We start from the raw sequence: 26,857 nt of genomic DNA, 5'->3' as shown, positions 1-26,857 counted from the left end.
CATCCTAAAAGTAAAAAACTTCGTTAAATACGAATATGTTTAGTTGTTTTAGTAATTTGTTCTTTTATTTTTCAATGGTAAAAAATCGTTGAAATTTCTACAAATCATGATTCTACAGAAAATGTTGCGACCGGTAATATGACACAGATTGCTGAAAACACATTCGCCATTCAAGAATATACCCCATCTCTAAGCAGCGAACATACGGTCAAAATTTTTAAATATAATCCCAATACAAACCAACTTACTCTGGTGAAAGAGTTTGATGCTAACGATACTGAGTCTTATACGTATTAACTTAATACGAGTGAAAAAAGATAAGAGCACTATGTTGCTCTTATCTTTTTATTAACATCTTTTTGAAAAATGACTTATATGTTAATAATTCTCTAGGATTCCCATATTCCACAACAATTCCATTATCCATGACAACAACCCAATCCGCTATCCTCGCCCTCTCTACATCATGCGTTGCCACAATTCTCGTTACATCGCTTCCTAGTCCTTCTATCATATTCCAAACAAATTCTTGATTGCTTGGATCTAATCCCGCAGTCGGTTCATCTAAAATAATAAAATTCGGATTTGAACCAATTGCTCGCAATAATGCAAGCCGTTTTCTTTCTCCTCCCGAAAACTCTTCACCGCTTTTATGTAGTACAGTTTGAATTCCTTCAGGTAACCCCCTAATAATCGGCGTTACATTTACAAGTTCAGCACTTTTTTCTAACTCGTTTTCTAAGCCCACTTCCCCGAAATACATATTCTCTTTTACTGTCGTCCGAAAGAATCGAGGTTCTTGCCACACTGTCGTCATACGAGCCTTATTACCATAATAAGCAATGCTACCGTTAGATGGTTTATACAAACCTGTCATTAATTTTAAAAGCGTTGTTTTTCCTGCACCACTTTCTCCGACAATCATAACGAGTTCACCAGGATTAATTTGCAAATCAATATTATGAATTCTGCATTTCTCTTCACCATTCTCCTGAAATGAAACATTTGTCATTGTCATCCCCATCGCTCTTTCTACATGACTATTTGCAACTCGTTTATCTAAAAAGGAAAACACTCTACTTGCCGAAGCAGCTGCAACTTGTGTCATTATTAATAAATCTCCCACATAACGGACAGGGAAAAAGAGCATCTCTATTGTAGCTAACACTGCAACAAGTGAACCAACTTCCATTCCCCCTTTCATTATTTTTTGTGCGCCTACAATGAGAACAACGATATATGCTCCTGTTTCAATCACTGTTCCAACTACTCCAATGCAATGTTGCATCATCGTCTTCTTTACTTCCGATTTATAAGATTGTGCCGTTACTCCTTTAAATAAGCGAATGGCCCATTTTTCTTTTTGTAAACTACGTAAATCTTGTGCTCCTTTTACAAATTGTGACATCATCTCTACAACAGTTGATTGATTTTTTTGAGCAATACTGGCAATATTTTTTACCTTTTTCCCAAAAAGCATCGGAACCATTGCACTTAAAAATAAAAATGGAGTTACCCACAATATAAACTGTATATCTATATGTTGTAGTGCTATGATCGCACCGATAAATTGCGCAATGGCGTGTATATATTCTATTAATATAGAACCATATAACCTGACCCAGTTCGGAATATCAGATACGACTAACGTTTCTAGCTCTCCTTGTTTGATTTTCTCACTCTCTTCAAACGGTAATAGGAAAAAATGGCGCAATACATCTATACGCTTCTCTCGTAATATTCGCTGGCTCGCTTTTGAGCTTACATAATCAAATGAAAGATTGTTCACCCACATCAATAAGCGGGTAACTGTAAACAAAGTAATGTAAAAATACGCTCCCTTCAGCTCTCGTTGAATTAGGTTATCTACAATTAGTCCCATGAATAGTGGACGGGATAGATTTAAAATAGCTGCAAAAATCCCACTACATACAGCTGCTATTACTAATATTTTTTCTTTCTGTAACGGTAACAAAATTCTTTTATATTCTTTCATAGTATTCCCTCCATTTTTATAGTAAAAAGAAAGGGATGAAACCATTTGGTTTCATCCCTTTCCATAAAATAAGGAAGCTAACAGTTGTTAGCTTCCTTATCATTCATTTCAATTGTTTAGTTCGACACTTTAGACTCTTCAATTTTCTCACGAAGAACCATTTGCAGGATACCACCGTGACGGTAGTAGTCAATTTCAACTTCACTATCGAAACGAGCTACTACTTCAAATTGTTTTTCATTGCCATCTGCATCAGTTGCAACTACTTTTACAAGATCACGCGGTCTAACTGTTTTGTCGATTTGAATTTCAAATGACTCGTTACCAACAAGACCTAACGTTTCAGCGCTTTCGCCATCTTTAAATTGAAGCGGTAATACGCCCATTAACACTAAGTTACTGCGGTGAATACGCTCGAAGCTTTCTGCGATTACTGCTTTAATACCTAATAAGTTTGTACCTTTTGCAGCCCAGTCACGAGAACTTCCCATACCGTAATCTTTACCTGCAATAACTAGAAGGCCTGTGCCATCTTCTTTATACTTCATAGCAGCATCATAGATAGATGTTACTTCACCAGTTGGCCAGTATGTTGTATATCCGCCTTCTGTTCCTGGTGCGATTTGGTTTTTAATACGGATGTTCGCGAATGTACCACGCATCATAACTTCATGGTTACCACGACGAGAACCGTAAGAGTTAAAGTCAACTGGTTGTACGCCGTTTTCTAATAAATAGCGTCCAGCTGGTGTGTGCTTACCGATTGAACCTGCTGGTGAAATGTGGTCTGTCGTTACAGAGTCACCAAATTTACCAACTACGCGTAAGCCTGATAACGTTTCAACTTCACCTGGCTCTTTAGATAAACCTTCAAAGAATGGTGGGTTTTGAATGTACGTTGAATCATTATCCCAAGTATATAAAGCTTCGTTTGAAGTTTGGATTTCATTCCAACGCTCATTGCTGTTAAATACTTGTGCATATTCTTTCTTGAACAGTTCAGATGTAACAACACTTTGGACTACATCTTCAATTTCTTTAGCTGATGGCCAAATGTCATTGAAGTAAACAGCATTGCCATTTGCATCTTTACCGATTTCATCATTTTTCAGGTCAATATCGACAGTACCTGCAAGTGCATAAGCCACAACAAGTGGTGGTGATGCTAAGTAGTTCGCTTTTACAAGCGGGTGAATACGACCTTCGAAGTTACGGTTACCAGATAAAACAGATGTTACTAATAAATCGTTTGCCGCGATTGCTTCTTCTAATTCCGGTGCTAATGGACCAGAGTTACCGATACAAGTCGTACAGCCGTAACCAACTGTTTGGAAACCTAATTGGTCTAAAAACGTTGTTAAACCTGATTTATCTAAGTATTCAGTAACAACTTTAGATCCTGGTGCTAATGATGTTTTTACGTACTCAGGTACTTTAAGTCCTTTTTCAATTGCTTTCTTCGCAACTAAACCTGCCCCAATTAATACGTATGGGTTTGATGTATTTGTACAGCTTGTAATTGCAGCGATTGCAATTGCACCTGTTTTCATCGTTACTTCTTTATCTTCTAATGTAACCTTCACTTCTTTATCGAACTCTTGCTCATTAAATCCAAGTCCTTGTGTTCCAACTGGTGCTACAACAGCTTTGTGGAACGCATCTTTCATATCTGAAAGTGGAATTAAATCTTGTGGGCGTTTCGGTCCAGAAAGGTTAGATTCGATTGTATTTAAATCAATTTCAACAAGATCAGTGTAAATTGGATCTTTGCTGTCTGCTGTATAGAATAGGCCGTTCGCTTTACAGTATTCTTCAACAACGCGAATTTGCTCTTCATCTCTACCTGTTAAACGCAAGTATTCTAATGAAATTTCGTCGATTGGGAAGAATCCACAAGTTGCACCGTATTCTGGTGCCATATTTGAAATTGTCGCACGGTCAGCTAAAGGCATGCTCTTTAAGCCATTACCGAAGAACTCAACGAACTTACCAACTACACCTTTTTGACGTAATACTTGTGTTACTTTTAATGCAACGTCAGTTGCTGTAGTACCACTTGGAAGTGTACCAGTTAATTTCACACCGATTACTTCAGGTACTGGGAAGTATGAAGGCTGTCCAAGCATTCCTGCTTCTGCTTCAATACCACCAACGCCCCATCCAAGAACGCCGATACCGTTAATCATTGTTGTATGTGAGTCTGTTCCAACTAATGAATCTGGGTATGCAACTAAGTCACCTTCAGCATTTTTTACCGCATGAACAACTGGTGCTAAATATTCAAGGTTTACTTGGTGTACAATACCTGTAGCTGGCGGAACTGCACGATAGTTATCAAATGATTTTTGTGCCCAGCTTAAAAATTTATAACGTTCTTCATTACGTTTAAACTCTAAGTCCATGTTGAATGCAAGCGCGTCTGCTGTACCCGCTCTATCAACCTGTACAGAGTGATCAATTACAAGGTCTACAGTAATTTCCGGATTAATTTTATCAGGATCCCCACCCATGTCTGCCATTGCTTTACGAAGCGAAGCCAAATCAACAACAGCTGGAACACCAGTGAAATCTTGTAAAATTACACGAGATGGTTTAAATGGAACATCGATATCTTGCACATCTTTCGTTCCCCATTTCGCTAAATTTGTAACATGCTCTTCTGTGATTACACGTCCGTCTACTTGACGAAGTACTGATTCAAGTAAAACTTTCACGGAATATGGTAATTGAGATACGTTGCCAACCCCTGCATTTTCAAGCGCTTTCAAATCATAATAATGATACGTTTTTCCATCTACTTCAAAAGTTGCACGTGATTGAAATGGATTATGTTTGACCATTATGTTTCCCCCCTGTTAAACGTGACTAAGTTGTCTGAATATAAAATGTAGACAAACTTTTCAATACCTTACGATAATATCTTATTACAACTTTCTAAATAAGTAAATAATAAGAAACTTATAGATTATCATAAGTTTTCTTTATGTTTCTAAATTTGAATAGTGTTCATGTTCCTTATGAATACTATTACCATAAAGTAAAGTGCTCTATTAGCGCTTTCTTTACAGTTCATACATACTATGAACTGCTCATCATGCAACTTACAAAAAAAGTTATAGAGGTGAAATAAAATGGGTAAAAGAAAAGCAAATCATACTATTTCAGGAATGAATGCAGCATCTGCACAAGGACAAGGTGCTGGTTATAACGAAGAGTTTGCAAATGAAAACTTAACTCCTGCAGAACGACAAAATAATAAGAAACGCAAAAAGAACCAGTAACGAAAAATCCCAAAAGGAGCATTCACCTTTTGGGATTTTTTCTAATGTTTATAACGTAACAATTCCGAAACCGTTACAAATCGATAACCCTGCTTTTTCAGTTCAGGTAATATTTTTGCTAGCGCCGCTACTGTTTGACTACGATTATTTCCCCCATCATGTAACAATACAATATCACCACTTTTAGCATGTTTCACTACATGATTTACGATAGATTCAACCCCTGGATTTGCCCAATCACGCGGATCTTGATGCCACGACCATAGAACAGTTTGATAACCAGCTTCTTTCGCTGTTTTAAATACAGCATCGTTAATATAACCGCCAGGAGGACGGAATAGCAAAGGCTCTTTCACCCATTTTTCGAAAAATTTCTTTCCATCTAAAATATCATTTTCTAATTTTTCATCCGATGAATTACTCGCATACAAATGGTTCATCGTATGATTTCCAATTTCATGCCCCTCTTTTAACACTTGTTTCACTAAATATGGATTACGCTGAACTCGAAATCCAATCATAAAAAATGTCGCTTCTGCTTTATATTGGCGCAATAAATTTAAAATTTGTGGTGTATAAGTTGGATCCGGTCCATCATCAAATGTAATAGCAATAATCTTTTCATTATTAGGTACTTCCCATGTTACATAGCCAGTTGGTTCTAGCTCTTTTCTGAGCAACATTTTCGCTTCCACTTTTTCAACTTGAAATATATGTACTGCGCATAATAAAGAAAAAATGAGTAGAAAAATTTTCTGTTTTCGCATAATATTCGTTAAAGTAAGAGGTTGTCGAATACACAACAACCTCATTTACTTTTCTAATTGATCTACATGCTGCATAATATTTTGAAGATTATTTTCGTATTGCTCAAGTTGTGGGCGTTGTGTTTCCGAAGCTACTTCTAGTGCATTTTGAATCTGTTCATAGGCTTCCTGAACCTCTTGGCGTAATTCTTTTAAATCATGACCGTAGTTTGGATCATTTTTTACAATGTTGTTAAATGCATTTTCTGCTTGTGTAACACCTTGCTGCGCTGCTTGAAAAGCTTGTTGCTTATCTTTATGATATGGCATTATACAATCCCCTTTCCATAATAGTTAGTCCCACTTATCTTTACCTTTTTTTCTAAAAACATTCTCGTATAAATTTGCAAACTTCTCTCATTCTAAAAAGAAAGAGGAGGTGTCACAGAAAATGAGCAAAAACAATCGTGAAGCGAAAGAAAAAAAAGGACAACCCGAACCATTAAGCGGATCTCATAAAGTAAAAAACCGTAACCATTCACGTCAAAAACATCATGCACATCATGATATGTAAAACAAAAATGCACACTAGCTACCTTTTCCACATACAATGTTTATATTTTTCCATTTATTCTTCACCCCTACTTCATTCATGCATAACATAGTATGAATTGAGATTTTACGGAGGGTGTCTTACATGGGCAAGAAAAAGAAGGATTGTCTTTTTCATGTTGATGGTTTCGAAGAATGGATGGATCAGTTTTGTTCTGATTCTTGTAGCAACTTTAGTTTCCCAAATCAAATTCATATTGACCTTTGTGAAACGGAACAAGAATACATTTTGGAAACAGATGTACCAAATGTAAAAGAACAAAATGTAGTCATTAAAAAGATGAAGACAGGCCTAAACATTTGCATACTTCATAAAAATATTTCTTTGCAGAGAATCATTCCTTTACCCGATAATATTATTTATAAGAAGATGCTAGCCTGCTTAGAGAATGGATATTTAGCCATTCATATTTCCAAAAACGAAGTTGCTCATAAACATGAAGAAAAAGTTCTTTTTCAAATTGAGAATTAAAATAAAGTAAAACTTTAATCAACAGGAGTTTTACTACCCGTTAATAACGGGATAAATACAAAAATAAGCCCCAGCAGATGACTGGGGCTTATTTTATTTCGCATGTAATTCTAAATTACAATTTGCACCATGCCTTTTTTTCAATAAACCTTTCGTAATTAAAAGTACAGGAAATGCTACAGTTGAAAATATAGCTAACGCTGAAAATACTACAAATCCATTTTGGTACCCGTAATAATCGAGAAGTACTCCCCCAAACCATGGACCTATTACTGCTCCAATTCCTGAAAATCCCATTGCTCCAAAATATGTTCCTTTTAACTGTGAAACAGCTATATCATCTATAAATACATCCGTCATTGAAAACATTAAGACTTCTCCAATTGTAAAAATAATTGTGCAAATAGCAGCACCTAGCATAGATTCTACTATTCCAAATCCAAATAATCCCCCGCTCACAAATAAAGTTCCAACCATAATGGATCCTAATGGTGTATACTTTTTACACATTTGAATAACAGGATATTGAATAATCACTACAACAACTGCATTTAAAGCGAGCATATATGAGAATAGCTTCACTCCATCCTGGAATATATGTGCATTTGCAAAATATTGTGATACTGTCGTCGTTAAGTGAGAAAAACCACAATTACTCAAAATAATACCAACTAACGCGACTAAAAATACAACATCCTTTCGCAAAATGCGAATTGCATTTAACATTGTGACAGGCTTTTCTATATTTACTTTCTTTTTTTCAATTGGATACTTCTTAAATTGGAATGCTAATATAGCTGTATATAGAATATATACTCCCGCTGCTACTAAAAAAGGAATTGTAGATTTTGCGCTTCCGATTTGTAATCCGACAAGTGGCCCAATCGCTACTCCAACATTGATTGCACCGTAACGCAAATTATATACGAGTAAACGATACTCTGGTTTCGTTAAATCTGATAATAATGCTCTTGACGTCGGTTCAAAAAAGGACCTACATAATCCATTTAAAGCATTTAATAAAAAGAAACTGAAAACATGATCTGCAAGTGAAAAACCTATGAATACAAACACCCAAACGATCATGGACCATATTAGAATCATATTTCGACCGAATCGATCAGATAAATTCCCTCCGATAAAACTAGCAAACACTCCAACAAGTGCACTCGTTCCAATAATAGCACCCGTCATTCCAGCTGATACGCCTTGAACAGTCGTTAAATAAATTGCTAAAAAAGGAATACTCATTGACGTGGCGAACCTCGCAAATAAAGTCCCTATTATAATTGTCATTCCTAACGGATGAATATTTTGTAACTTCCCCTTCATCTTAAAAACCTACTCTCCCTGTTATCACATAAAAAAAGAAAGCAAAGGATCTGCTTTCTTTTCCCTTTTTATACTTGAGCTGTTGATACTCGAGCTGTTCTCGTTATATCCATATCTATGCCATATGTAAACTGTAATTCTTTACAAACATCTTTAATTAAAATTGCAACATTATACTTCTCATTAAATTGTAAAACGATGTTTTCTACTTCTTCATATGTATACTTATATTCGCCTGTAATGACACTTTTTAAATCAAAGCATTCATTTATACAAAGTTGCACAAGTAGCTGGTCATATTTTTCCATTACATCTTCTTTCTTCCACAGCACCTCTTTTACATATAACCGATCAAACTTCACACTTTCTCGATTACAATCCGTTAAAATCCGGGTCATTTCGTTTAATTCTCGATACAATTCAGAAATATTTTTGCTTAAACTAAGCAGTTTATCTACGCCGTTTTCATACAACATATTCATTCCACCCCCGCATTTTCTTTTTCTTATTATAGCAAGAAAATTCCAAAAAAGTTTCTTTCTTCTGAAATATTAGGAAACTAATTTCAATTGTTTTACAATGAAACTAGTGAACATGAAAGGGGAAAGAAAATTGGTACAAAAATTATATTACACTGACGCTTATAAAAAGGACTTTACTACTAAAATTATAAAGCAAGATTATGATAAATACGGGCACTTATACGTTGTTTTAAACGAAACGGCATTTTATCCGACAGGTGGCGGACAACCGTATGATACTGGCACATTAAATGACATCGATGTAATCAATGTAGAAGAGATAGATGGAGAAATTCGCCACTTCATTGTAGAACAATTACATACAGAAGAAGTTGAAGGGACAATTAATTGGGAGCGTCGTTTTGATCATATGCAGCAACATGCAGCTCAACACATTTTATCTGCTGCTTTTTGGGATCATTTTAACGTACCTACGATTGGATTCCATCTTGGTAAAGAGACGGTAACAATTGATTTAGAAACAGAAAATCTGCATGCAGAAACAGTTGAAAAAGCAGTAAAAATTGCAAACAAAATTGTTTTTGAAAACCATCCAATCCGCATCCAGTGGATGGACTTAGAAGAAGCAAAAACATTACCTCTTCGTAAAGAACCAACTATGACAGAGAATATACGTGTTGTTATTATCGAAAATTACGACTACAACGGCTGTGGTGGAACCCATCCGAAACGTACAGGTGAAGTTGGTCCTATTCAAGTACTAGGATGGGAGCGCAATAAAGGTGGTATACGCTTAACCTTTATCGCTGGTTGGCGTACACTTAAATTAATGGGGCAACAGCAACAAATTATGAAAGATGTTTCTAAACAATTAAACAGTAGCGAAGCTGATATTCCAGCAAAAGTAGCACAACTTCTTACTTCTCAAAAAGAAAATGAAAAAGCAATGCAAACAATGACTGAAAAATTATTATATACAGAGGCAAACGAACTACTTCAACAGCCTGCCAAAATACATGCTAGCATACTTATTTCTAAAGTGTTTACAAATCGTTCTATGCAAGAAATCGCAAAGCTATCCGCTATTATTACAGAACAACAAGAGCATGCCATTACATATTTCGTTATTGAAAACGAGGACAAATTACAATGCATCCTCGCTTGTGGAAAAACAGTCACACTCGATATGAACGCTCTTTTAAAAGAGGCACTTCCTGCAATTGAAGGAAAAGGTGGCGGAAATAAAAAGAGTGCTCGCGGCGGTGGGAAAGCGATTATGAGCGGGGATGAGTTTTTAAATCAACTTATTTCTTCTTTACAGTCAGCAGTCTAAAACCTGCTTATGAAGGATAGCTAACGGCTATCCTTCCACTATATTTATAGGCCTATATTTCTTTTTAACCCTTGATAACTCCCTGCATTTACAAAACCTTCACTTATAAGAGAGATAAAAGTTTCCGAAAAATCATACTGACTTAAATCTTTAATCGGTATCATTTGCACATCATGAATTGGATTATGATCAAACTCGTTAGAAGGTAGCGTAATTTCACCTTCAATCCTTTCAAGCAAAAACGTTATATGTAATAAAGACGGGCGTGCATCTGGTTTATCACAAACATAGAGTAGCTTCTGAATGTTAACTTCTAACCCTGTCTCTTCTCTCATTTCTCGAATCATTGCTTCCTCTAACGTTTCGCCATTCTCTGCTCTTCCTCCAGGTAAAGACCAATTCCGATTAGCAACTTTTTGCTTTACTAGCAATACCTTTTCATCTTCAATTAAAATTCCAGTAACACGAACTTGCATTACATTTTCCATATGTAATCTCCTCTTCCCATTATATTTACAAATTAATCCTTCCATAAAAAGAACGTACGTTTTATAATTAAAGAAAATTATGGAAGAAAGAAGTTGTTACATTCATGCGTCCATCTTTAACAAAGTCTATATCACTTGAAGATTTCCAAAACTATTATTGGTTAAAAGCAGAACTTCAAACATTTTGTCGTGAGAATGGTTTACCAGCTAGTGGCTCTAAGATTGAAATAACCGAGCGTATCTCACATTATTTACATACTGGTAAAATATTAAAAAACAGCTCTGGTCCAAAAGCTAGTAAAACTTCTCTCTCTCATAAAGACCTTTCTCTTCAAACTGTTATTACTGAAAATCACCGCTGTAGCGAAGAGGTTCGGGCCTTTTTCAAAGAAAAAATTGGAGCAAACTTCCGCTTTACAGTAGCTCTTCAAAAGTTTTTTAAAGAGAATGTTGGAAAAACATATGAAGACGCGATAACATTTTGGTATGAAGAAAACGAACGTAAAAAAGACCCTACATATAAAACAACGATCAGTGCGCAGTTTGAATACAATCGTTTTACTCGTGACTTTTTCGAAGATCCAAATAATAAAGGAAAATCAAAAGCTGATGCTATCGCTGCTTGGAATGAAATAAAAGCAAAACGTGGTAGCAATGCTTATGTTCCTCAAAAAGTAGAAAACTAGTTCCTTTCTAGTCTTCTACTTTCTCAAATAATAGTGCAAGACCTATCCCGCCCCCTATTCCTAACGTCGCGATTCCGTATTTCATACGCTCTCGTTTCGCCTGATAAAACAAGCGCGTTACAAGCATAGCCCCAGATGCACCGTACGGATGACCGAGCGCAATTGCACCACCATTTACATTTAATTTTTCATACGGAATTTGTAACTCCTTTGCACAAGCTACAACTTTTGAGGCGAATGCTTCATTTATTTCAAAGTAATCGATGTCCTCTACTTTCATATTCATTTCGTTTAGTAATTTGTTCACCGCAAATATTGGACCAGTCCCCGGAAGGTTGGGATCCACTCCAACTACAGCACTGCGAACAAAACGAAGAATAGGCTTGTATCCTAATTTTCGAGCTTGCCGCTCTTCCATTACAAGAACTGCACACGCCCCGTCGTTTACACCACATGAATTCCCTGCCGTTACTGTACCATTTTGTAGAAATGCGGGTTTAGTTCTTTTAATCATTCGTTCATAATTCATTTCTGGCTTTATAGACTCATCTAACAATCCATTAAAAGACAATATTTCATCATGTATATATCCTTTTTCTAATGCTTGCAGTGTTCGTTTGTAGCTGAGGCAAGCATACTCGTCTTGCATTTCTCTCGTGATGTTATAACGTTCTGCAACATATTCAGCCGCTACTCCCATATTAGGATCGCCAATTGTTTCTGGTGAAAATCGTGCTCTATTTTGAAAAGGTGACGTACTTGTACTCTCTACTCCTCCTGCAATATAACAATTACCTGCTCCACCTTGAATAAAATGACATGCGGTGCGAATCGCTTCCAATCCGGCACCACATTGCCGGTCAATCGTTACTCCCGGAATATGATAACCAAGTCCTACCTCTAACGCAGATAATCTCGCAACATTCCCTCCTGGTCCAACAACATTCCCTAATATTACATCGTCTATTTCTCTCTCCATTCCTTTACTTAAAAATGTGAGAAGCGGCGCTGATAGTTGCTGAACTTCATAGTTTTTTAACATCCCATTCTTCTTACCAATAGGTGTCCTTTTTGCTTCTACAATAACCGCTCTATTCATATATCTTCTCCCGGTTTCCAATCATATTTTTTGCTGCAATACGAGCGATTTTCCCGCTGTCTGTATACGGTATTTTATCTACAAAATGCCATTCTTTCGGTATTTTAAACGAGGATAATCGTTGTAAGCAAAAACTCTTTAATTGTTGCCTCGTAGCACTTCCTTTTACAATCGCGACAGGTTTTTCACCCCAGTAACTATCTTCCACACCAATTACAACTATTTCATCAACAGCTGGATGTTCATGTAATACGCTTTCTATTTCTTCTGGGAAAATATTAATTCCTCCAAATAAAATCATATTCCTCTCTCTACCGACAATATAAATAAATCCTTCTTCATCTTCATAACCTACATCTCGCACTGTCATCCAGCCATCTGCAGTCAACTCTGGAATTAAAATCCCATCTAATATGTATCCCATAAAAAACTGATCACTTTTCACATAAACAGTTCCTATCTCACCTTTCTGTACTTCTTCTCCTGCTTCATTACATATTCGCACTTGCACATTGTGGCAAGATTTCCCTACTGAATTTGGCCTTCTATTACTCTCTTCATCAACTAGCGCTGTTACAAAGCTTAACTCCGATGCACCGTAAAATTCGTATTTTTTCGCATTAGGGAATATACTCTTTATTTTTTCTTTCGCTTCAGCTTCCCATTTGGCTCCTGACGAAATAATTTTCATTTCATTTTCTATTACTCTGTTTTCTTTATATAAAGATTCAAGCATTGTAGGAACTGTATACATGACCGAAATACGTTCCGTTTCTAACTTATCCAGTACTTGATCTGGAATAAACTTTCTCATAATGTGTACCGTTTCTCCTACATATAATGCACTTATTGCACCGTATAAAAAAAGAGAATGAACGAGCGTCCCAGCTATTAAAATCGAATCCTCTCTTTTCATATGAAAGTCATGTACATTACAATCAAAACTATGAAGCCACGATTGTTGCGCACGTAAAAACGCTTTTGCTTTCCCAGTCGATCCTGATGTGAATCCCATATAAAAAGGAGCATTTTGTACATTCTCTATAGGGAAATATGTAGGAAGATATTTCTCAATCATCCTTTTCCACTCATCAATTTCAATTACTCTTCCTTCTTCATCCGGTAAATCATTTAACTTATATCTCTCTGTCACAATCATATCCGGATTACTAATTGCACTTCTTTCTTTGAGCTCATCTTGTTTCCACTTTATATCTAGTGGCACACAAACCCATCCGGCCATAGCAGCACCCGCGAATAGTTGTAAAAACTCTATACGATTTTCTAATACAATCGCTATCGTTTTATTCTTCGATTCTTTTTCATTCAACCAATTTGCTACTTTATACACTGACTCAAACCAATCTTTATATGTTAAAACTCGATCATTTTCCTTTATTGCTATTTTATTCGGTTGTAAAGAGGCATGTTTTTTATATTCTTTTGTTATTCCCATATGAGATGTCCTTTCTTTACAAAATACTAAAAAGAAACACGCAATAAACGTGTTTCTTCTCTTTCTTATCCCGCATTTGTATATTTCCCATTCTTTAGAGCAGGCGTAATAATATGTTTCAATGAACGATGTAATTTCGTTACAAGAATCGCTGCAATAATCGCTTTTATGCAATCCCCTGGTAAAAACACAGCACTCACTTTCATCGTCTCCCACACAGAAACACCCATTAAGAAAGCTTGTACAGTAATACCAAATGCATAAACTACGAAAATACCACCAATTATATTAATGCATAATACTTTTATAATAGAAACTTCACGTAAACGCTCAATTAAGTAACCAATGACAAATGCTCCAACGATATAACCAAGTAAATATCCTGCACTTGGCCCAACAAATACGCCAAAGCCACCACGTCCACCAGCAAGTAATGGCGCTCCAACTCCTACAATAAGTAAGAAAATAAGCTGGCTTAATGCACCAAGACGTGATCCTAACAATCCACCAGCAAGCATAACACCGAGTGATTGTAATGTAATTGGAACTGGTGTAATAGAAAGAGCAATTGGAGGTATTAACCCTAACACTCCCATAATAGAACTAAATAAAGCGACGAAAACTAAGTTTTTTGTATTCATGTTTGCTTCTCCTATTTGTAAACTTAAAATATTTTTTAGGTAACATATTATAGGAGTTATATTATCTTTCTATCTAGTATTTGTCAACTGATTTTACACTTAGGTTTACAAATATAAATTCTATTATTTCTCTCTATGCAAATGCTCAAGTTCTTTCCGAAGCGCCTGTTTTAAAAACTTCCCAACAGATGTTTTCGGTATTTCTTCCATAAATACAATATCGTCTGGTAACCACCACTTCGCAAACTGTGGTTTTAAAAACTCATATATTTCTTCTTTTGTTACTGTACTATTTTTCTTTTGAACGACACACGCAACTGGTCGCTCTTGCCACTGCGGATGAGGAACGGCAACGACAGCCGCTTCAAATATAGCATCATGTGCCATTAACGCATTTTCAAGGTCAACAGAGGAAATCCACTCGCCTCCGCTTTTAATCACATCTTTCGTGCGGTCGACAATTTTTACGCAACCTTCCTCATCGACTGTGACAACATCTCCTGTATATAACCAACCATCACGAAAACCTTCGACCGTACGCTCATCGTTATAATAGCTTGCAGCGATCCATGGTGCTCGTAAACATAGCTCTCCCATCTCCGTACTATCCCACTTCACTTCACCATTTGTACCGACTACTTTCATTTCTACACCAGGGACAAGATACCCTTGCTTTGATCTAATTTCTAATTGCTCTTCATACGATAATTCTGTTTCATAACTTTTTAAACGTGCAAGTGTTACGAGTGGGCTTGTTTCGGTCATACCATATGCATGGATGAACGGAACATTATGTTTCTGTTCAAATGCTTTAATAACACTTTTCGGTGCAGCTGCACCACCGCATAGTATTCTCGTCATACTAGATAAATCGTAACTATTATTTTCTAACTCTTGTAATACACCAAGCCAAATTGTCGGCACACCAGCAGCTAACGTCACTTTTTCAGCTTGAATCATTTCTAATAAAATTTTCGGCGTAAACATCGGTCCTGGAAGCACTTGTTTTGATCCAAACCAAGTAGCCGCGAAAGGTAGTCCCCAAGCATTCACATGGAACATCGGTACAATAGCCATTGCCGCATCACTTTCCGATAAAGCAGCTGTATCTGCTAAACCGAGTGCCATACAATGCAGTACAGTACTACGATGCGTATATACAACACCTTTTGGATTTCCTGTAGTCGCTGACGTATAACACATACCAACAGGTGTATTTTCATCAATATCTTTTACAAATTGGAAATTTGGATCGCCTTCTTCTAATAGTTTTTCATAATGATATACAGGTTCTAGCGTAGTATTTGGAATTTCATCTTTATCAGTCATAATAATGTAGGCTTGTAGAGTTGCTAATTGTGATTGAATATTTTCAATGAGTGGTACAAGATCTTCATCAATAAGTAGAATTCGATCTTCTGCATGCTGAATAATGTATGAAATATGTTGAGGAGATAAACGAATATTAATTGTGTGCAAAACGGAAGCAATACCAGGAATAGCAAAATACGCTTCCACATGTCGATGATGATTCCACGCTAACGTTCCTATACGCTCGCCTTCTTTAATTCCTAATTTTTTTAACGCACTGGAAAGCCTTCTCGTTCTTTCACCTAACTGCTTATACGTTAATGTCGTAACCGTGTCATGTGTCCGTGAAACAATTTCTTTTTTCGAAAACAGTTTTTCTGCTCTTTCCATCATAGAACTAATTGTTAGCGGTACATTCATCATCATATTGATTATATCCCCCTTTAAAACGCTTTCATTTTTCGTTTATTATAACAGACTTCTACAAATAATTACGATATTTTTCTGTATTTTCTGAATTATTCCTTTGGAAATAATTCAGAAAATACTAAGAGAAGATATACTAAAATTCCTTCTTACGATATATAAATACCGAAATAACAAAAGAAAAGATATATATGATAACGCCAAATATCGTATATAAAATGGAAACGTATAAAGATGAATTTAAATTTAATATTGGAAATTGTTCTATTAGATAGCCAATTACACTTTGTAATCCAAAATAAGTAACAAGTCCCCCGCATGCGCCTCCAATTGTAATAGCATCAGATTTTTCTGCTCCAAAAACATAGAGAAGTGGGTAGGCTATTGCTCCGGCATTAAGGATGATGAACGTCCCTAAAGAAACACTCTTAAATATCCCATCATCAATTGGTGTATCTGAAACGAAACTATATATATAAAATATGCCATACGACAATAAAGTACCAATAATTACAACTAAAAAATAGAAAAGGTAATGACTTTGTACAATGTTATTTCTAGTAATCGGTAAAGTAAGTACATATTTTTCATAACCTGACTTACTCTCATATTTAATAACTTCAAGTGCAGGAATTGCAGCAAATAAGATAATGAATGTAGCAATTAAACGGTACATTGAAGCATTACCAAAATAAAAAACAAATCCCGATCCTAATATCGCTATTCCCATGAACGTAAAGAAAGTTCGATACACTAGATAATAGTTTGTCAATAATAAACCTCTCATTTATTTTTCACTCCTCGTTAATAAGACACTCATTTCTTCTATTGAAATGGTTCTATGAGCAATCCCATTTGGTAGTTTATGCACATCTGATACAAGTACATTGAAATAAGAGCCATTATTCCTTTTTACTACAACTATATCTTTGTTAATTAAAGTTAGTTTTTCCTCATCAACATCTACAATGGCATAATTGTTCAAAACCTTATTCTTTTCTTCATTCAATAAAATTTCTCCATCTTTTATAATGATAAGATGGCTAGCTATTTTTTCTACATCACTCATAATATGAGAAGAAAGTAGTATACCACCATTACTTTTACTCACAAAACTTTTTAATTCCTCTAACACCTCCTCCCTAGATGAAGGATCGAGACCTCCCGTCGCTTCATCTAGGATTAATAATTTTGCATTATGTGACAGCGCAACAGCTATAGTTAGTTTCATTGACATTCCACGCGAGAATTTACCTACTTTCTCATTAGTAGGTAAAGAGAAAGAATGAACTAATCGGTAAAAATTTTCTCTATCCCAAGATTCAAACATCTTTTCAAAAACTTTATTTAGTTGTTTTATTGTAAGATGAGCCGGGAGATTCATAGCATCAAATACGACTCCTATCTTTTCCTTAATCTTGGCATCTTTATTTATATTTTCTTTACCAAATATTTTTACTGTACCATTATCTTTAGAAATTAATTGTAATACTGTTTTAAAGGTTGTTGATTTTCCAGCTCCATTGTTACCAATGAATCCAACAATTGATCCAGACGGCACATTGAAAGAAACATCTCTTAAAACAACTTTATTTCCAAATGATTTACTTAGATTTTCAATTTCTAGAAGATTTGACATCATTACACTCCTATCTTAACTTTTAATAAAAATATGTTTTCTCCTATTAAAAATTATCCACCTTTTCTCTCACTTTCTTTTTCAGTTTAAAAATAAGACGATTACTATATTCTTTATTTTCTACTAAAATTCGATACGCCTCTAATACTCCTAACACACGAACAAAAAGATAAACTCCGATAGCAATAAGTACAACACAGTAAGGGTAATACTGCACTAATTCCCCTGAAGTGATATGCTTTTTCTCAAACAAAAACGGGATTGCGCCTGCAGCTATAAAACAAAATCCAACGATCATTACTGCAGCATACTTTTTCTTAATAATCGCATATCTTTTTGTGAATTCTTTTAGAAAGTTTTGATCAAATAATAATTCTTCTTTTTTTAATACATTGTATCGACTCTCTTCTATCGTTACAGGTACCATCATTGCTCCAATTCCAAAAACAGCAATGATAATGACAAGAAACGTAGACATTGTTACATCTTCTTTAAATAATAAATATGGTATTGTAGATAAAATGAGCAAACTAAATCCTAACGCAATATATTTAGAATTTTTTTGTCCATACACTATATACCCTTCTGCCATTTCCTTGCTTACGTAATAACCATTTTCCTTTTCGTTACTTTGTTCAGCATTTTCTTTTAATAAGTAATCAAGAGATACTTCGAATACATTTCCAATCATTATTAATTTTTCAGTTTCAGGAAACCCTTGACCATTTTCCCATTTACTAACTGCTTGCCTTGTCGTGTTTAATTTCTCAGCTAACGCTTCTTGAGAAAGGCCTTTTTCCTTTCTTAATTTAAACAGCTTTTCACCAAATCCCATATGTGTGTCCCCCTTCGTTTTCTTAACTAAATTGTATGTAAACATAGCCCTTATCTCTATCTTCCTGCGGTTGCACTTTGTCAACTTACGGTTGCGATTATGTTATATAGCGGTTTTGTATACGATTTAGCTATTTTTCTTCTAAAATTATGATGTTAATAAACCACTACTTCTTAATAAGCAATTATAGAAATTAAAGGTAATTATTTCTACAAAAAATAAAAACTCCCTTATTCATTTAAAGGAGTTTTTAATATAAAATATTTCATTTATTCATATATCTTTCTCGAGATATACAATATCTTTTCGTGTCACGATACTTACCTTTAATGAACATATCCTTTTGAATCGTGCACTCGTACTCCATATTCAAACGTTTCATTATTTTTTCAGATGCTTCATTTTCTGAATCACATCCCGCTTCAATACTATTAAGATGCAACTCATGAAAACCATAGTAGAAAAAAGCTAACACAGCCTCGGTAGCTAATCCTCTTCCCCAATATTTCCGAGATAAGGCGTATGCAATTTCTGTTGTATGTGCGGTCAAATCATATTTTATAAATCCACACGTTCCTATAAGTTTTTGCTTCTCTTTTAACACGATTCCAAGAGGCGCTACTTGTCCTTCATTATATTGACTCACAATTTCTTCTATATAGTTATATGTGTCACATAACGATCGATGAGCATCCCATACAGTATAAGTTGTCATCTCTTTATCTGCAGCATACTCATATATATGTAAACTATCACTCATATTAATTTTCCTTAATATAAGACGTTTCGTATACAATGTTGGATATGACCACTTCTCAATAATCATAACGGCTTCTGCTTAAACTTTTCGTAATGTCGTACTTTTAATAAAAGGACATTTCCGCAATCTGTACAAATATAAGCATCTACTGGTGAAGATGTAAACATCGTCTCCTTTTTCCGTATTTGTGCATAACCGACAAACTCACCTTCTCCTATGTTATGAGAACCACAATTAGAGCATGTCTGCACGTCTTTCTGTTTCATGAGAGCACCACCTTTAATCTGTTTCCACTCCCTTCGACAGGCCACTTCCATTTCCCTTCCAAAAAACTTCATATTCTCTTACATTTCAACAGGAATATCAGAACAAACATCGTATATGTACTATGAAATATATTTACTGACGGAGGAATTATATGAGTACAATTATGACGCCCAATACAGCACAAGAAATAGAAAACGCAGAAATAAATATGCTTTCTTCTAGATTAGAGGCACTACAAGCGATAAAAGAAAATCCAATGCAAGTACAAATAGAACAATTCGGAAGTGCCACCGCCTTTTCATCAAAAGTAATTGCTGGTCCTGCTTTTAATACGATAAAAGGTATTACAAATACAACTCAGATAGATGAAATCATCTCTTATTATCAATCACTACAAATCCCTTGTCGTTTTGAAATTACGCCAGCGCAAGGTACAGCTGAACTATTTCAATACTTATCTGAAAAAGGTTTTTATCAATCTAGCTTCCATACCGCTTTATATAGTACACCGCGAGAAGATCCGTCCCTTCTTCCTTCTAACATTTCAGTACGCAAATTAAAAGAAAATGAGTTTGATGTTTTTGCAGACATATATGTACGTGGATTTAACATGCCATCCTTTACAAAAGATGGTGTGCGCCAAAATAACGAAATTCTCTACGATAAACCAGGATGGCATTTTTTCATAGCTGAAATTCAAAACACTCCTGTGAGTATAGGAGTTCTTTATATAAATAAAGGTGTCGCTTCATTAGCTGCTTCTGCTACTTTGCCAGAATTTCAGCGTAAAGGCTGTCATACTGCCTTAATTCAAAAGCGAATTGAGACAGCTATTGAATCCAATTGTCATTTAATAGTCGGACAAGCAAGATTCGGTAGCAGCAGTCAAAATAATATGGAACGTGCCCATATGAAGATCGCTTATACAAAATCAATCTGGACCGCCAAAAACATATAATTAACATTCTTTCTCTTCTCATTACAACTTTATACACTTTATGACAATTCCTTTTCAACTCTATTAATCATTTGAATATTCAAACTAAATCTGTTACGCTATTGCTAGATACATCATTCAACTTGCAATATGAAAAGAGAATTCTAATCAAACTACAAGGAGGAGAAATGTATGACTAAACATGATCATGGTTTAAAAGAAAAAGTAGAAGGTGCTATTGATAAAGTAAAAGGCGAAGTAAAAGAAGTTGTCGGGAAAGTAACTGACAATAAGAAATTACAAGCTGAAGGAAAATGGGATAAGGTAAAAGGCACTGCTAAAGATACTGTCGGTAATGTAAAAAAGAAAGTTAATGAATATAAAGAAAATAAATAAAAAAACGAAAATGTATGGTTGTGCAAGTAGTAAGTTACTAGATTTGAGAAAAGAGAAATTGCACCCATAAAAAATCATTTTAAAACGACAAATAGATGCCTCAAGGCATCTATTTGTCTATAAATAACTATTTTAATTACCCAACCCTTAAGCTTTTCCTTACTAACATTTTCTAACATAATGCCCTTGCTACAGTAAAGGCTTACTTTGTGAAATTTGGTTTTAGATCACCTGTATACGGTTCATGCTCAACAAAGATTTTTATATCTTTTCCATTCGCATCTTTCCCCATTCTTGTATACGTAAATTTCTCTTTATTTAATTCTGTAAGTTCAAGAACTGCACCGTATTTATTATTTCCTAACGAAACGTGAGCTCTTATTTTATTACCATGTACAACATCAAAGAAACCGTAGTCTCCACGACTTTCTCCAGTATTCACATTGAAAAACTCGTATTTATTTGTATTTTTATCGTATTTTGCTAGACTGATTAAGTTTGAGTTATATTTTGTTACATCATTACCTTGGTCGTCTAATACCACCGTTCCGTTCCATAGTGTACTGGATAAAATTTCATCTCCATCAACATCTTTAACTATTTTACCTGTCGAACTTTCTAAATTTTTATCAGGCCGCGTGAAAGAAAGTTCTTTTTCATGGTACGGAATATGTTCAACAAACACCTCTACATCGTTCCCTTTTGTATCTTTCCCCATTCTTTTATATGTAAATTTCTCCTTATCTAATTGCGTTAATTCAACAACTGCTTGATAATTTTGCGTCTCAGAAATTAGTACTCTTTTCTTTCCATCATTCGTTATAAAAAAGGTACCGCTATCATTACGACTCTCTCCTGTACTTGCATTAAAAAATTCATACCTTGCCGTTTTAGCATCATACTTTGCAAGCCCGATGAAATTTTGATTTTCTTTCGTTACATCATTATGATCTTTGTCATAGACTTTTGTCCCTTGCCAGTTTGTTTCACCAAGTATACTAGCTAGTTGTTGCCCCTTCGTCTTTTGAGTTTGCTTAGTTTCTTGTATTACATTGTATAAAAATTGTGCATACTGTTCACGCGTCACATCCATATTTGGAGCAAAATTTCCTCCGCCTACTCCTTTTGCAATATTATTTGTTTGAACAGCACTAATTGCATTGCTTGCCCATGAGTTCGTTGAAACGTCATTAAAAGTGTGATCACTCTTTGCCTTTAAATGAAAAGCATTTGTAAGAACTTGTGCCATTTCTGCACGCGTTAAGGAAGCCTTCGGTCTAAAGTTCCCATGCTCGTCACCCTTAAAAACGCCCATTTCTGTTAAAGACAAAATCTCCTTTATATAACTTGTCGAATCTTCACTTACGTCTCCATATGGGTTCTGATAATTTTTGTCTTCTGCCAAATTAAAATAACGATATAGTAAAGCTGCAACTTGTTCGCGTGTCACGTTATCTCCAAAACCAAATCTTCCATCATCATAGCCGAAAATGATTTTCTCGTCTGTTAATTGCTGAATCGCCTCATATGCCCAGTGCCCCTTTGGAACATCTTTAAATACACCAGTATGATTCGTTTTTGGTGTAATCTCTTCTGCTTTCACCACTCCAGTCGTTTCACTTAATAGACTTCCACCTAAAACTGCTGATATGATACATGTTTTTAAAATTGTTTTATTCATAGCTTCCCAAACCCTTCCTTCATTTAACAAAGAATTACACCACTTTTCTTTCAAAAGAAGATTCTATGTGCGCAATTTATGTTATAAATTTTGATTACAGCTAATGGAATACAAAGTGTTACACATTCAAATTTCTTATTTATAGTATCAATAGCTGCTATATATAGGAATTATAAATAGCACCTATAAATTGCCCATAAACAAATTATTAAAAAAAGATAAAATTAAGATAATATATTTTTAATCTCAATTTTTTTATAAAAAACGTTCCTTTTGGCAAAAAAGATGGCTTGAAATTAAAAGTTCATTCTATTTTTTTGTTTATGTTATCATGATAAAAGAAAGAATATTTCGAAATAAAAAACCTGAATTTGGGCAGAAATGAGGAAAAGAAATTGAATATTGAGCAACAATTATATGATGTGGTGAAACAGTTAATTAAACAAAGATATCCAAACGATTGGGGTGGAGCCGCAGCGATTCGTGTAGAAGATGGAACAATTTATACAAGCGTTGCTCCAGGCGTAATAAATGCTTCAACAGAACTTTGTATGGAAACAGGTGCAATTTTAGAAGCTCATAAATTTCAAAAGAAAGTTACACATTCTATTTGTCTTGCGAGAGAAAATGAGCATTCTGAATTAAAGGTACTCTCGCCTTGTGGTGTATGCCAAGAACGTTTATTTTATTGGGGACCAGAAGTACAGTGTGCGATTACAAATGCTAAACAAGATATTATTTTTAAACCTTTAAAAGAGTTGCAACCATATCATTGGACAGAAGCATATCATGATGAAATAGCAAAAGAATGGAGTACGAGATAGAGGAATAAGTTTCATTATTTTCCTGATGACAATAAAAAATGTCACGGCCTTTTCCAAATAAAACATCGGAAAAGGCCGTGACATAACACTTATTTTATAATTGACGGAAGTTTACTTCCCTTCACTTTTTTCTAACACATACAAATCTTCTTCAATATTAGATAGTTTCTCTGTTACAAGCTTTCTAGCATCTCCAATTGCTTGATTGTATGCAAAAGGTCCTACTAATTTAATCATTTCTTCTATTAAACGTTCTGCTTGAAAACGTCCAATTTCATCTAAATCTTCTTCAACGAAAAATTGCTGAATTTGTGCTACAAGCTCTTCTTTTTTATCATTTGGTATTTTTATATTCATCATCATTTATTACTCCTCTATATGTAAGATAGTATGTTTCTTAACTCTACCATAGAAAAACGCTTTCCAGGACAACTTTTTGTAACGCCTTCTAGCTCCCTATGACCGAGTATATTTTCTTTCTTTATAGCAAACCGATTCATAAACATTTTACATAAAGAATATAATGCATTCATTTGTACGGTAGTTGGATCATATTTATCAAAATTACCCGTCATACATATTCCAATTGTATCTCTATTATGATCTTTCGCATGTGCTCCAATATGTAAACCTCGTCCTTCGACTACAGTTCCATCTTCTTCAATAAAATAATTGTAACCAATACCGCTCCACCCTCTTACTTTTTGATGAAATTCATGTGTTTTATACACATCCCATCCATCTTCGGATGTATGGTGAATAATCAGTTTATTTACTTTTTCTAAAGGAACTAATTCATCTTGAAATGTTAAATTAACACATTTAATTTCCATTTGAACATCCTCCCTTACAATTCAATAATCATAATTGTTTTATCATCTGGCCTTATTCTCTTTTCCCCTTCTAACTCTTCAATAATTGCTACATATTCACTTATACTATTCTTTCTTATATATGCAACAGTTTGTTCGAGCGACCAATCTGGGTGGAATAATCCGTCTGAACAAATAAAAACCCCGCTTACTTCATCTATATGTAATTCCCCATGCTGTAAATAATGAATCGCTTCTTTCATTCCATTTGCAACGGAATACCCCCCCTGCATATTTGCAAGATAACGATTATATTTTAACTGTTCCCGCACATCTTGAAAAACATGTTCTTCTGGTACAGATACCCCTTTTTTACGATCTTCTTCTCTTTTCTTTTTTGCTCGTTTACTAATTCCTTCGACCGTGTCTTTCGTTAATACTTGCATCGTTCCATTTTGAAGTATTGCAACAATCATACAGTCCCCTAATTGTGCATATTCAATTTTCTCACCAACTATTTGGACTGCCGCGATACATGTGCACCACAAATGCTCTTTCTTTCTCGTATCTACTCCATATGCTAACATTTTTCTTTGCAATGCTTCATTTGCTTTTGCAACAGCAACTTGTAAACTATGATTTTCGCGGAATGAATTAAAATAACTTGCAAATAAATGTGAAGCGATGTATGCTCCATTATGTCCCTTTTCATCACGAAACGGGACAAGTGGTGTTGCACCGTCACATACACCATAAATCTTTTTTTCTTCATTACAAAAATAAGAATCCTCACATTCTTGCTTCAACGGGCTTTTCTGTTGATATGTTTTTATCTTCATAACTGTATCCCCTTTCAAATGATAAAATACTCAAATTCTTTTGATTAATCAAACTTACCGAAATAAACTGTTTTTACCCAAAACTTTCAATATCATATATAATCTTGAAATAATATGAATTTTTTAGTGAAGGACGGGAAAGAGATGGTCAGATTTCTTGGTGTTATTATTGGTTCTATTATTATTGCGATTGCCTTTAATCTTTTCCTTATCCCCCACAAAATTTTAAGTAGTGGAATTGGCGGAATTGCTATTATTTTAGGGATTGTAACTCCTGTAAACACAGGTATTATTAACTTTGTATTAAACTTACCTATCCTCATTTTAGGATACATTGGTCTTGGAAAAAAAGTCATTTTTAACACGATTGTCTCTGTTATTGTATTATCTGTTGCATTATACTACGTTCCAGTAAAAGTCGTAGCAACAGATCCACTTTTATCATCTATCTTTGGTGGTGTTATTGCCGGAGCTGGTATCGGTCTTGTTTTTAACTGTAATGGATCAACTGGTGGATTTGATATTATCGGTATGTTGTTGTCTCGCAAAAGAGATATTAAACTTGGCGGATTCCTTATTGTTTTAAATGCAGTCGTTGTAATCATTGCAGGATTCTTCTTCACTTGGGATGTTGCTCTTACAAGCTTACTTTCCATTTATGTAACTGGTAAAGTTATTGATGCTATTCATACGAAACATCGGAAGGTTACACTTATGATTGTAACAAATGAAGCAGAAAAAATGAAAAAACAACTTCTTTCAACTGTTGTACGTGGCATTACATTACTTGATGGCGAAGGTGCTTATTCTAGCGAAAAGAAACGTGTACTTATGACAGTCGTTTCTCGTGAAGAATTAGCAAGTATGAAATTAACAATTTCTGAAATTGACCCTCATGCATTCGTTAACATTACAGAAACAGTTGAAGTATTAGGATTGTTTAGAAAAGGTTAAAAAACTAGGTGGATTTCCACCTAGTTTTTATTTTCCATAAATTCAATTCGATTTCCGAACGGATCTGACACATAAAATCGAATTACATCTGGTCGTGCATGATCATCTATTACTTCAATGCCTTGCTGTATTAACGCTTGTTTAAATTCATCTATTTTTAAAACATAAAAAGCCGGATGTGCCTTTTTAGCTGGGGTAAAGTTTTGCTCAACTCCGATATGAATCTCTTGATTTCCACACTTAAACCAGCACCCACCGCGCTTCTTTAATTCCTCTGGCTTTGGGATTTCCTCCATACCAATTTTATTACTATAAAACTCTCGCGCTTCTTCTTCACACCCTACAGGCGCAGCTACTTGTACATGATCGATACCTTGAATATAATTTCTCATTCTCTCTCCCCCTCTTCTACCCTAATGTTATAAGGAAAACCTACTCCTGTAACTTACAAATGATTTATAAAACAATATAAGCTCCCCTTATTACCACCCTATACGCACTTTTCAAAAATAAAGAAAACAAAATTTATTATATAACTTCCATTTTTTATAG

At 34.9% G+C, this 26,857-nt stretch carries 30 protein-coding genes and 1 pseudogene; 10 read left to right on the top strand and 21 right to left on the bottom strand.

Annotated elements, in window-relative coordinates; all coding sequences use genetic code 11:
• The first annotated feature begins 27 nt into the window (after positions 1-27).
• Positions 28-297 (top strand): annotated as a pseudogene (locus QCI73_RS09805) (YmzC family protein).
• Positions 298-337: 40 nt separating this feature from the next.
• Here QCI73_RS09805 and QCI73_RS09800 read toward each other — a convergent pair.
• Positions 338-2,041 carry an ABC transporter ATP-binding protein gene (locus QCI73_RS09800; RefSeq protein ID WP_353822824.1) on the bottom strand — a complete coding sequence of 568 codons (1,704 nt, stop codon included), beginning with the start codon at positions 2,039-2,041 and terminating at the stop codon, positions 338-340.
• 71 nt (positions 2,042-2,112) lie between these two features.
• Positions 2,113-4,836, bottom strand: coding sequence for an aconitate hydratase AcnA (acnA, locus tag QCI73_RS09795; RefSeq protein WP_353822823.1), 2,724 nt, complete (start codon positions 4,834-4,836; stop codon positions 2,113-2,115).
• A gap of 291 nt (positions 4,837-5,127) precedes the next feature.
• On the opposite strand from acnA, the gene sspO reads away from it, so the two are divergent.
• The gene (gene sspO, locus QCI73_RS09790; protein ID WP_000518052.1) at positions 5,128-5,277 is read left to right on the top strand and encodes an acid-soluble spore protein SspO; all 150 of its coding nucleotides are present in this window, start codon (positions 5,128-5,130) and stop codon (positions 5,275-5,277) included.
• A 41-nt stretch (positions 5,278-5,318) separates the two neighbouring features.
• Here sspO and pdaB read toward each other — a convergent pair whose 3' ends face one another.
• Together pdaB and QCI73_RS09780 are read right to left on the bottom strand one after the other, a co-directional pair.
• Entirely contained in the window at positions 5,319-6,044 is a 726-nt protein-coding gene (gene pdaB, locus QCI73_RS09785) for a polysaccharide deacetylase family sporulation protein PdaB (protein WP_130983660.1), read from the bottom strand.
• Positions 6,045-6,089: 45 nt separating this feature from the next.
• On the bottom strand, positions 6,090-6,353 hold the full coding sequence (locus tag QCI73_RS09780; RefSeq protein WP_001146294.1) for a hypothetical protein: 264 nt from the start codon (positions 6,351-6,353) through the stop codon (positions 6,090-6,092).
• Between the two features lie 121 nt (positions 6,354-6,474).
• On the opposite strand from QCI73_RS09780, the gene QCI73_RS09775 reads away from it, so the two are divergent.
• Positions 6,475-6,597, top strand: a complete 123-nt coding sequence (locus tag QCI73_RS09775) for a small acid-soluble spore protein P (protein ID WP_000042141.1) — start codon at positions 6,475-6,477, stop codon at positions 6,595-6,597.
• Between the two features lie 123 nt (positions 6,598-6,720).
• Entirely contained in the window at positions 6,721-7,107 is a 387-nt protein-coding gene (locus QCI73_RS09770) for an Hsp20/alpha crystallin family protein (protein WP_000516732.1), read from the top strand.
• 93 nt (positions 7,108-7,200) lie between these two features.
• On the opposite strand, the gene QCI73_RS09765 is transcribed toward QCI73_RS09770, so the two are convergent.
• Complete coding sequence (locus QCI73_RS09765; protein ID WP_353822822.1) at positions 7,201-8,439, bottom strand: MDR family MFS transporter; 1,239 nt, start codon at positions 8,437-8,439, stop codon at positions 7,201-7,203.
• A 68-nt stretch (positions 8,440-8,507) separates the two neighbouring features.
• Positions 8,508-8,915 (bottom strand): hypothetical protein, encoded by a 408-nt coding sequence (locus QCI73_RS09760; RefSeq protein WP_327922774.1) that lies wholly within the window; start codon positions 8,913-8,915, stop codon positions 8,508-8,510.
• A gap of 136 nt (positions 8,916-9,051) precedes the next feature.
• Between QCI73_RS09760 and QCI73_RS09755 the strand changes: the two genes are divergently transcribed.
• Positions 9,052-10,254: an alanyl-tRNA editing protein gene (locus QCI73_RS09755; RefSeq protein WP_327922773.1), complete on the top strand. Its 1,203-nt coding sequence runs from the start codon at positions 9,052-9,054 to the stop codon at positions 10,252-10,254.
• Between the two features lie 44 nt (positions 10,255-10,298).
• Here QCI73_RS09755 and QCI73_RS09750 read toward each other — a convergent pair whose 3' ends face one another.
• Complete coding sequence (locus tag QCI73_RS09750; protein ID WP_000432565.1) at positions 10,299-10,742, bottom strand: NUDIX hydrolase; 444 nt, start codon at positions 10,740-10,742, stop codon at positions 10,299-10,301.
• A 104-nt stretch (positions 10,743-10,846) separates the two neighbouring features.
• On the opposite strand from QCI73_RS09750, the gene QCI73_RS09745 reads away from it, so the two are divergent.
• A complete protein-coding gene (locus QCI73_RS09745) occupies positions 10,847-11,428 on the top strand; it encodes a DUF6434 domain-containing protein (RefSeq protein ID WP_327922772.1) in 582 nt (193 codons plus the stop codon).
• A gap of 7 nt (positions 11,429-11,435) precedes the next feature.
• On the opposite strand, the gene QCI73_RS09740 is transcribed toward QCI73_RS09745, so the two are convergent.
• The 9 genes from QCI73_RS09740 to QCI73_RS09700 all read right to left on the bottom strand — a co-directional run bounded on the left by QCI73_RS09740 (position 11,436) and on the right by QCI73_RS09700 (position 19,861).
• On the bottom strand, positions 11,436-12,527 hold the full coding sequence (locus tag QCI73_RS09740) for an acetyl-CoA C-acyltransferase (protein WP_327922771.1): 1,092 nt from the start codon (positions 12,525-12,527) through the stop codon (positions 11,436-11,438).
• Positions 12,520-13,983 carry an acyl-CoA synthetase gene (locus tag QCI73_RS09735; RefSeq protein WP_353822821.1) on the bottom strand — a complete coding sequence of 488 codons (1,464 nt, stop codon included), beginning with the start codon at positions 13,981-13,983 and terminating at the stop codon, positions 12,520-12,522. The genes QCI73_RS09740 and QCI73_RS09735 overlap by 8 nt, the downstream gene beginning before the upstream one ends.
• A 65-nt stretch (positions 13,984-14,048) precedes the next feature.
• Positions 14,049-14,624, bottom strand: coding sequence for a biotin transporter BioY (locus tag QCI73_RS09730; RefSeq protein WP_001093326.1), 576 nt, complete (start codon positions 14,622-14,624; stop codon positions 14,049-14,051).
• Between the two features lie 123 nt (positions 14,625-14,747).
• Positions 14,748-16,361, bottom strand: coding sequence for a long-chain fatty acid--CoA ligase (locus QCI73_RS09725; RefSeq protein WP_353822820.1), 1,614 nt, complete (start codon positions 16,359-16,361; stop codon positions 14,748-14,750).
• 136 nt (positions 16,362-16,497) lie between these two features.
• On the bottom strand, positions 16,498-17,148 hold the full coding sequence (locus QCI73_RS09720; protein WP_327922768.1) for an ABC-2 transporter permease: 651 nt from the start codon (positions 17,146-17,148) through the stop codon (positions 16,498-16,500).
• Positions 17,149-18,000, bottom strand: a complete 852-nt coding sequence (locus tag QCI73_RS09715) for an ABC transporter ATP-binding protein (protein WP_262725002.1) — start codon at positions 17,998-18,000, stop codon at positions 17,149-17,151. It lies immediately after the preceding gene.
• Positions 18,001-18,046: 46 nt separating this feature from the next.
• On the bottom strand, positions 18,047-18,835 hold the full coding sequence (locus QCI73_RS09710; protein WP_353822819.1) for a helix-turn-helix domain-containing protein: 789 nt from the start codon (positions 18,833-18,835) through the stop codon (positions 18,047-18,049).
• Positions 18,836-19,100: 265 nt separating this feature from the next.
• Positions 19,101-19,661: a GNAT family N-acetyltransferase gene (locus QCI73_RS09705; protein ID WP_000582836.1), complete on the bottom strand. Its 561-nt coding sequence runs from the start codon at positions 19,659-19,661 to the stop codon at positions 19,101-19,103.
• Entirely contained in the window at positions 19,658-19,861 is a 204-nt protein-coding gene (locus tag QCI73_RS09700) for a hypothetical protein (protein ID WP_000810208.1), read from the bottom strand. The genes QCI73_RS09705 and QCI73_RS09700 overlap by 4 nt, the downstream gene beginning before the upstream one ends.
• A 152-nt stretch (positions 19,862-20,013) precedes the next feature.
• Between QCI73_RS09700 and QCI73_RS09695 the strand changes: the two genes are divergently transcribed.
• Positions 20,014-20,820 (top strand): GNAT family N-acetyltransferase, encoded by an 807-nt coding sequence (locus QCI73_RS09695; protein WP_327922766.1) that lies wholly within the window; start codon positions 20,014-20,016, stop codon positions 20,818-20,820.
• A 171-nt stretch (positions 20,821-20,991) separates the two neighbouring features.
• A complete protein-coding gene (locus QCI73_RS09690; RefSeq protein ID WP_000160412.1) occupies positions 20,992-21,195 on the top strand; it encodes a CsbD family protein in 204 nt (67 codons plus the stop codon).
• A 202-nt stretch (positions 21,196-21,397) separates the two neighbouring features.
• Here the strand turns inward: QCI73_RS09690 and QCI73_RS09685 are convergent, their stop codons facing one another.
• Positions 21,398-22,876, bottom strand: a complete 1,479-nt coding sequence (locus tag QCI73_RS09685) for a DUF4822 domain-containing protein (protein ID WP_353822818.1) — start codon at positions 22,874-22,876, stop codon at positions 21,398-21,400.
• A 395-nt stretch (positions 22,877-23,271) separates the two neighbouring features.
• Here QCI73_RS09685 and QCI73_RS09680 point away from each other — a divergent pair, with 395 nt between their 5' ends.
• Positions 23,272-23,700: a cytidine deaminase gene (locus QCI73_RS09680; protein ID WP_353822817.1), complete on the top strand. Its 429-nt coding sequence runs from the start codon at positions 23,272-23,274 to the stop codon at positions 23,698-23,700.
• Positions 23,701-23,811: 111 nt separating this feature from the next.
• Here the strand turns inward: QCI73_RS09680 and QCI73_RS09675 are convergent, their stop codons facing one another.
• Genes QCI73_RS09675 through QCI73_RS09665 form a run of 3 tightly spaced genes read right to left on the bottom strand, consistent with a single transcriptional unit; the run spans position 23,812 to position 25,351 of the window.
• A complete protein-coding gene (locus QCI73_RS09675) occupies positions 23,812-24,063 on the bottom strand; it encodes a DUF2164 domain-containing protein (protein ID WP_001983516.1) in 252 nt (83 codons plus the stop codon).
• Positions 24,064-24,074: 11 nt separating this feature from the next.
• Positions 24,075-24,533: a peptidoglycan recognition protein family protein gene (locus QCI73_RS09670; RefSeq protein ID WP_353822816.1), complete on the bottom strand. Its 459-nt coding sequence runs from the start codon at positions 24,531-24,533 to the stop codon at positions 24,075-24,077.
• A 14-nt stretch (positions 24,534-24,547) separates the two neighbouring features.
• Positions 24,548-25,351 carry a protein phosphatase 2C domain-containing protein gene (locus tag QCI73_RS09665; RefSeq protein WP_098946445.1) on the bottom strand — a complete coding sequence of 268 codons (804 nt, stop codon included), beginning with the start codon at positions 25,349-25,351 and terminating at the stop codon, positions 24,548-24,550.
• Between the two features lie 144 nt (positions 25,352-25,495).
• Here QCI73_RS09665 and QCI73_RS09660 point away from each other — a divergent pair, with 144 nt between their 5' ends.
• The gene (locus tag QCI73_RS09660; protein WP_000251338.1) at positions 25,496-26,305 is read left to right on the top strand and encodes a YitT family protein; all 810 of its coding nucleotides are present in this window, start codon (positions 25,496-25,498) and stop codon (positions 26,303-26,305) included.
• 20 nt (positions 26,306-26,325) lie between these two features.
• Here QCI73_RS09660 and QCI73_RS09655 read toward each other — a convergent pair whose 3' ends face one another.
• Positions 26,326-26,697 carry a VOC family protein gene (locus tag QCI73_RS09655; protein WP_001246942.1) on the bottom strand — a complete coding sequence of 124 codons (372 nt, stop codon included), beginning with the start codon at positions 26,695-26,697 and terminating at the stop codon, positions 26,326-26,328.
• Positions 26,698-26,857: the final 160 nt, after the last annotated feature.

Origin of the sequence: Bacillus cereus group sp. MG16, from assembly GCF_040459875.1 — a bacterium.
GTDB classification, from domain to species: domain Bacteria; phylum Bacillota; class Bacilli; order Bacillales; family Bacillaceae_G; genus Bacillus_A; species Bacillus_A paranthracis.
This window is presented reverse-complemented; position numbering and strand designations above follow the sequence as displayed.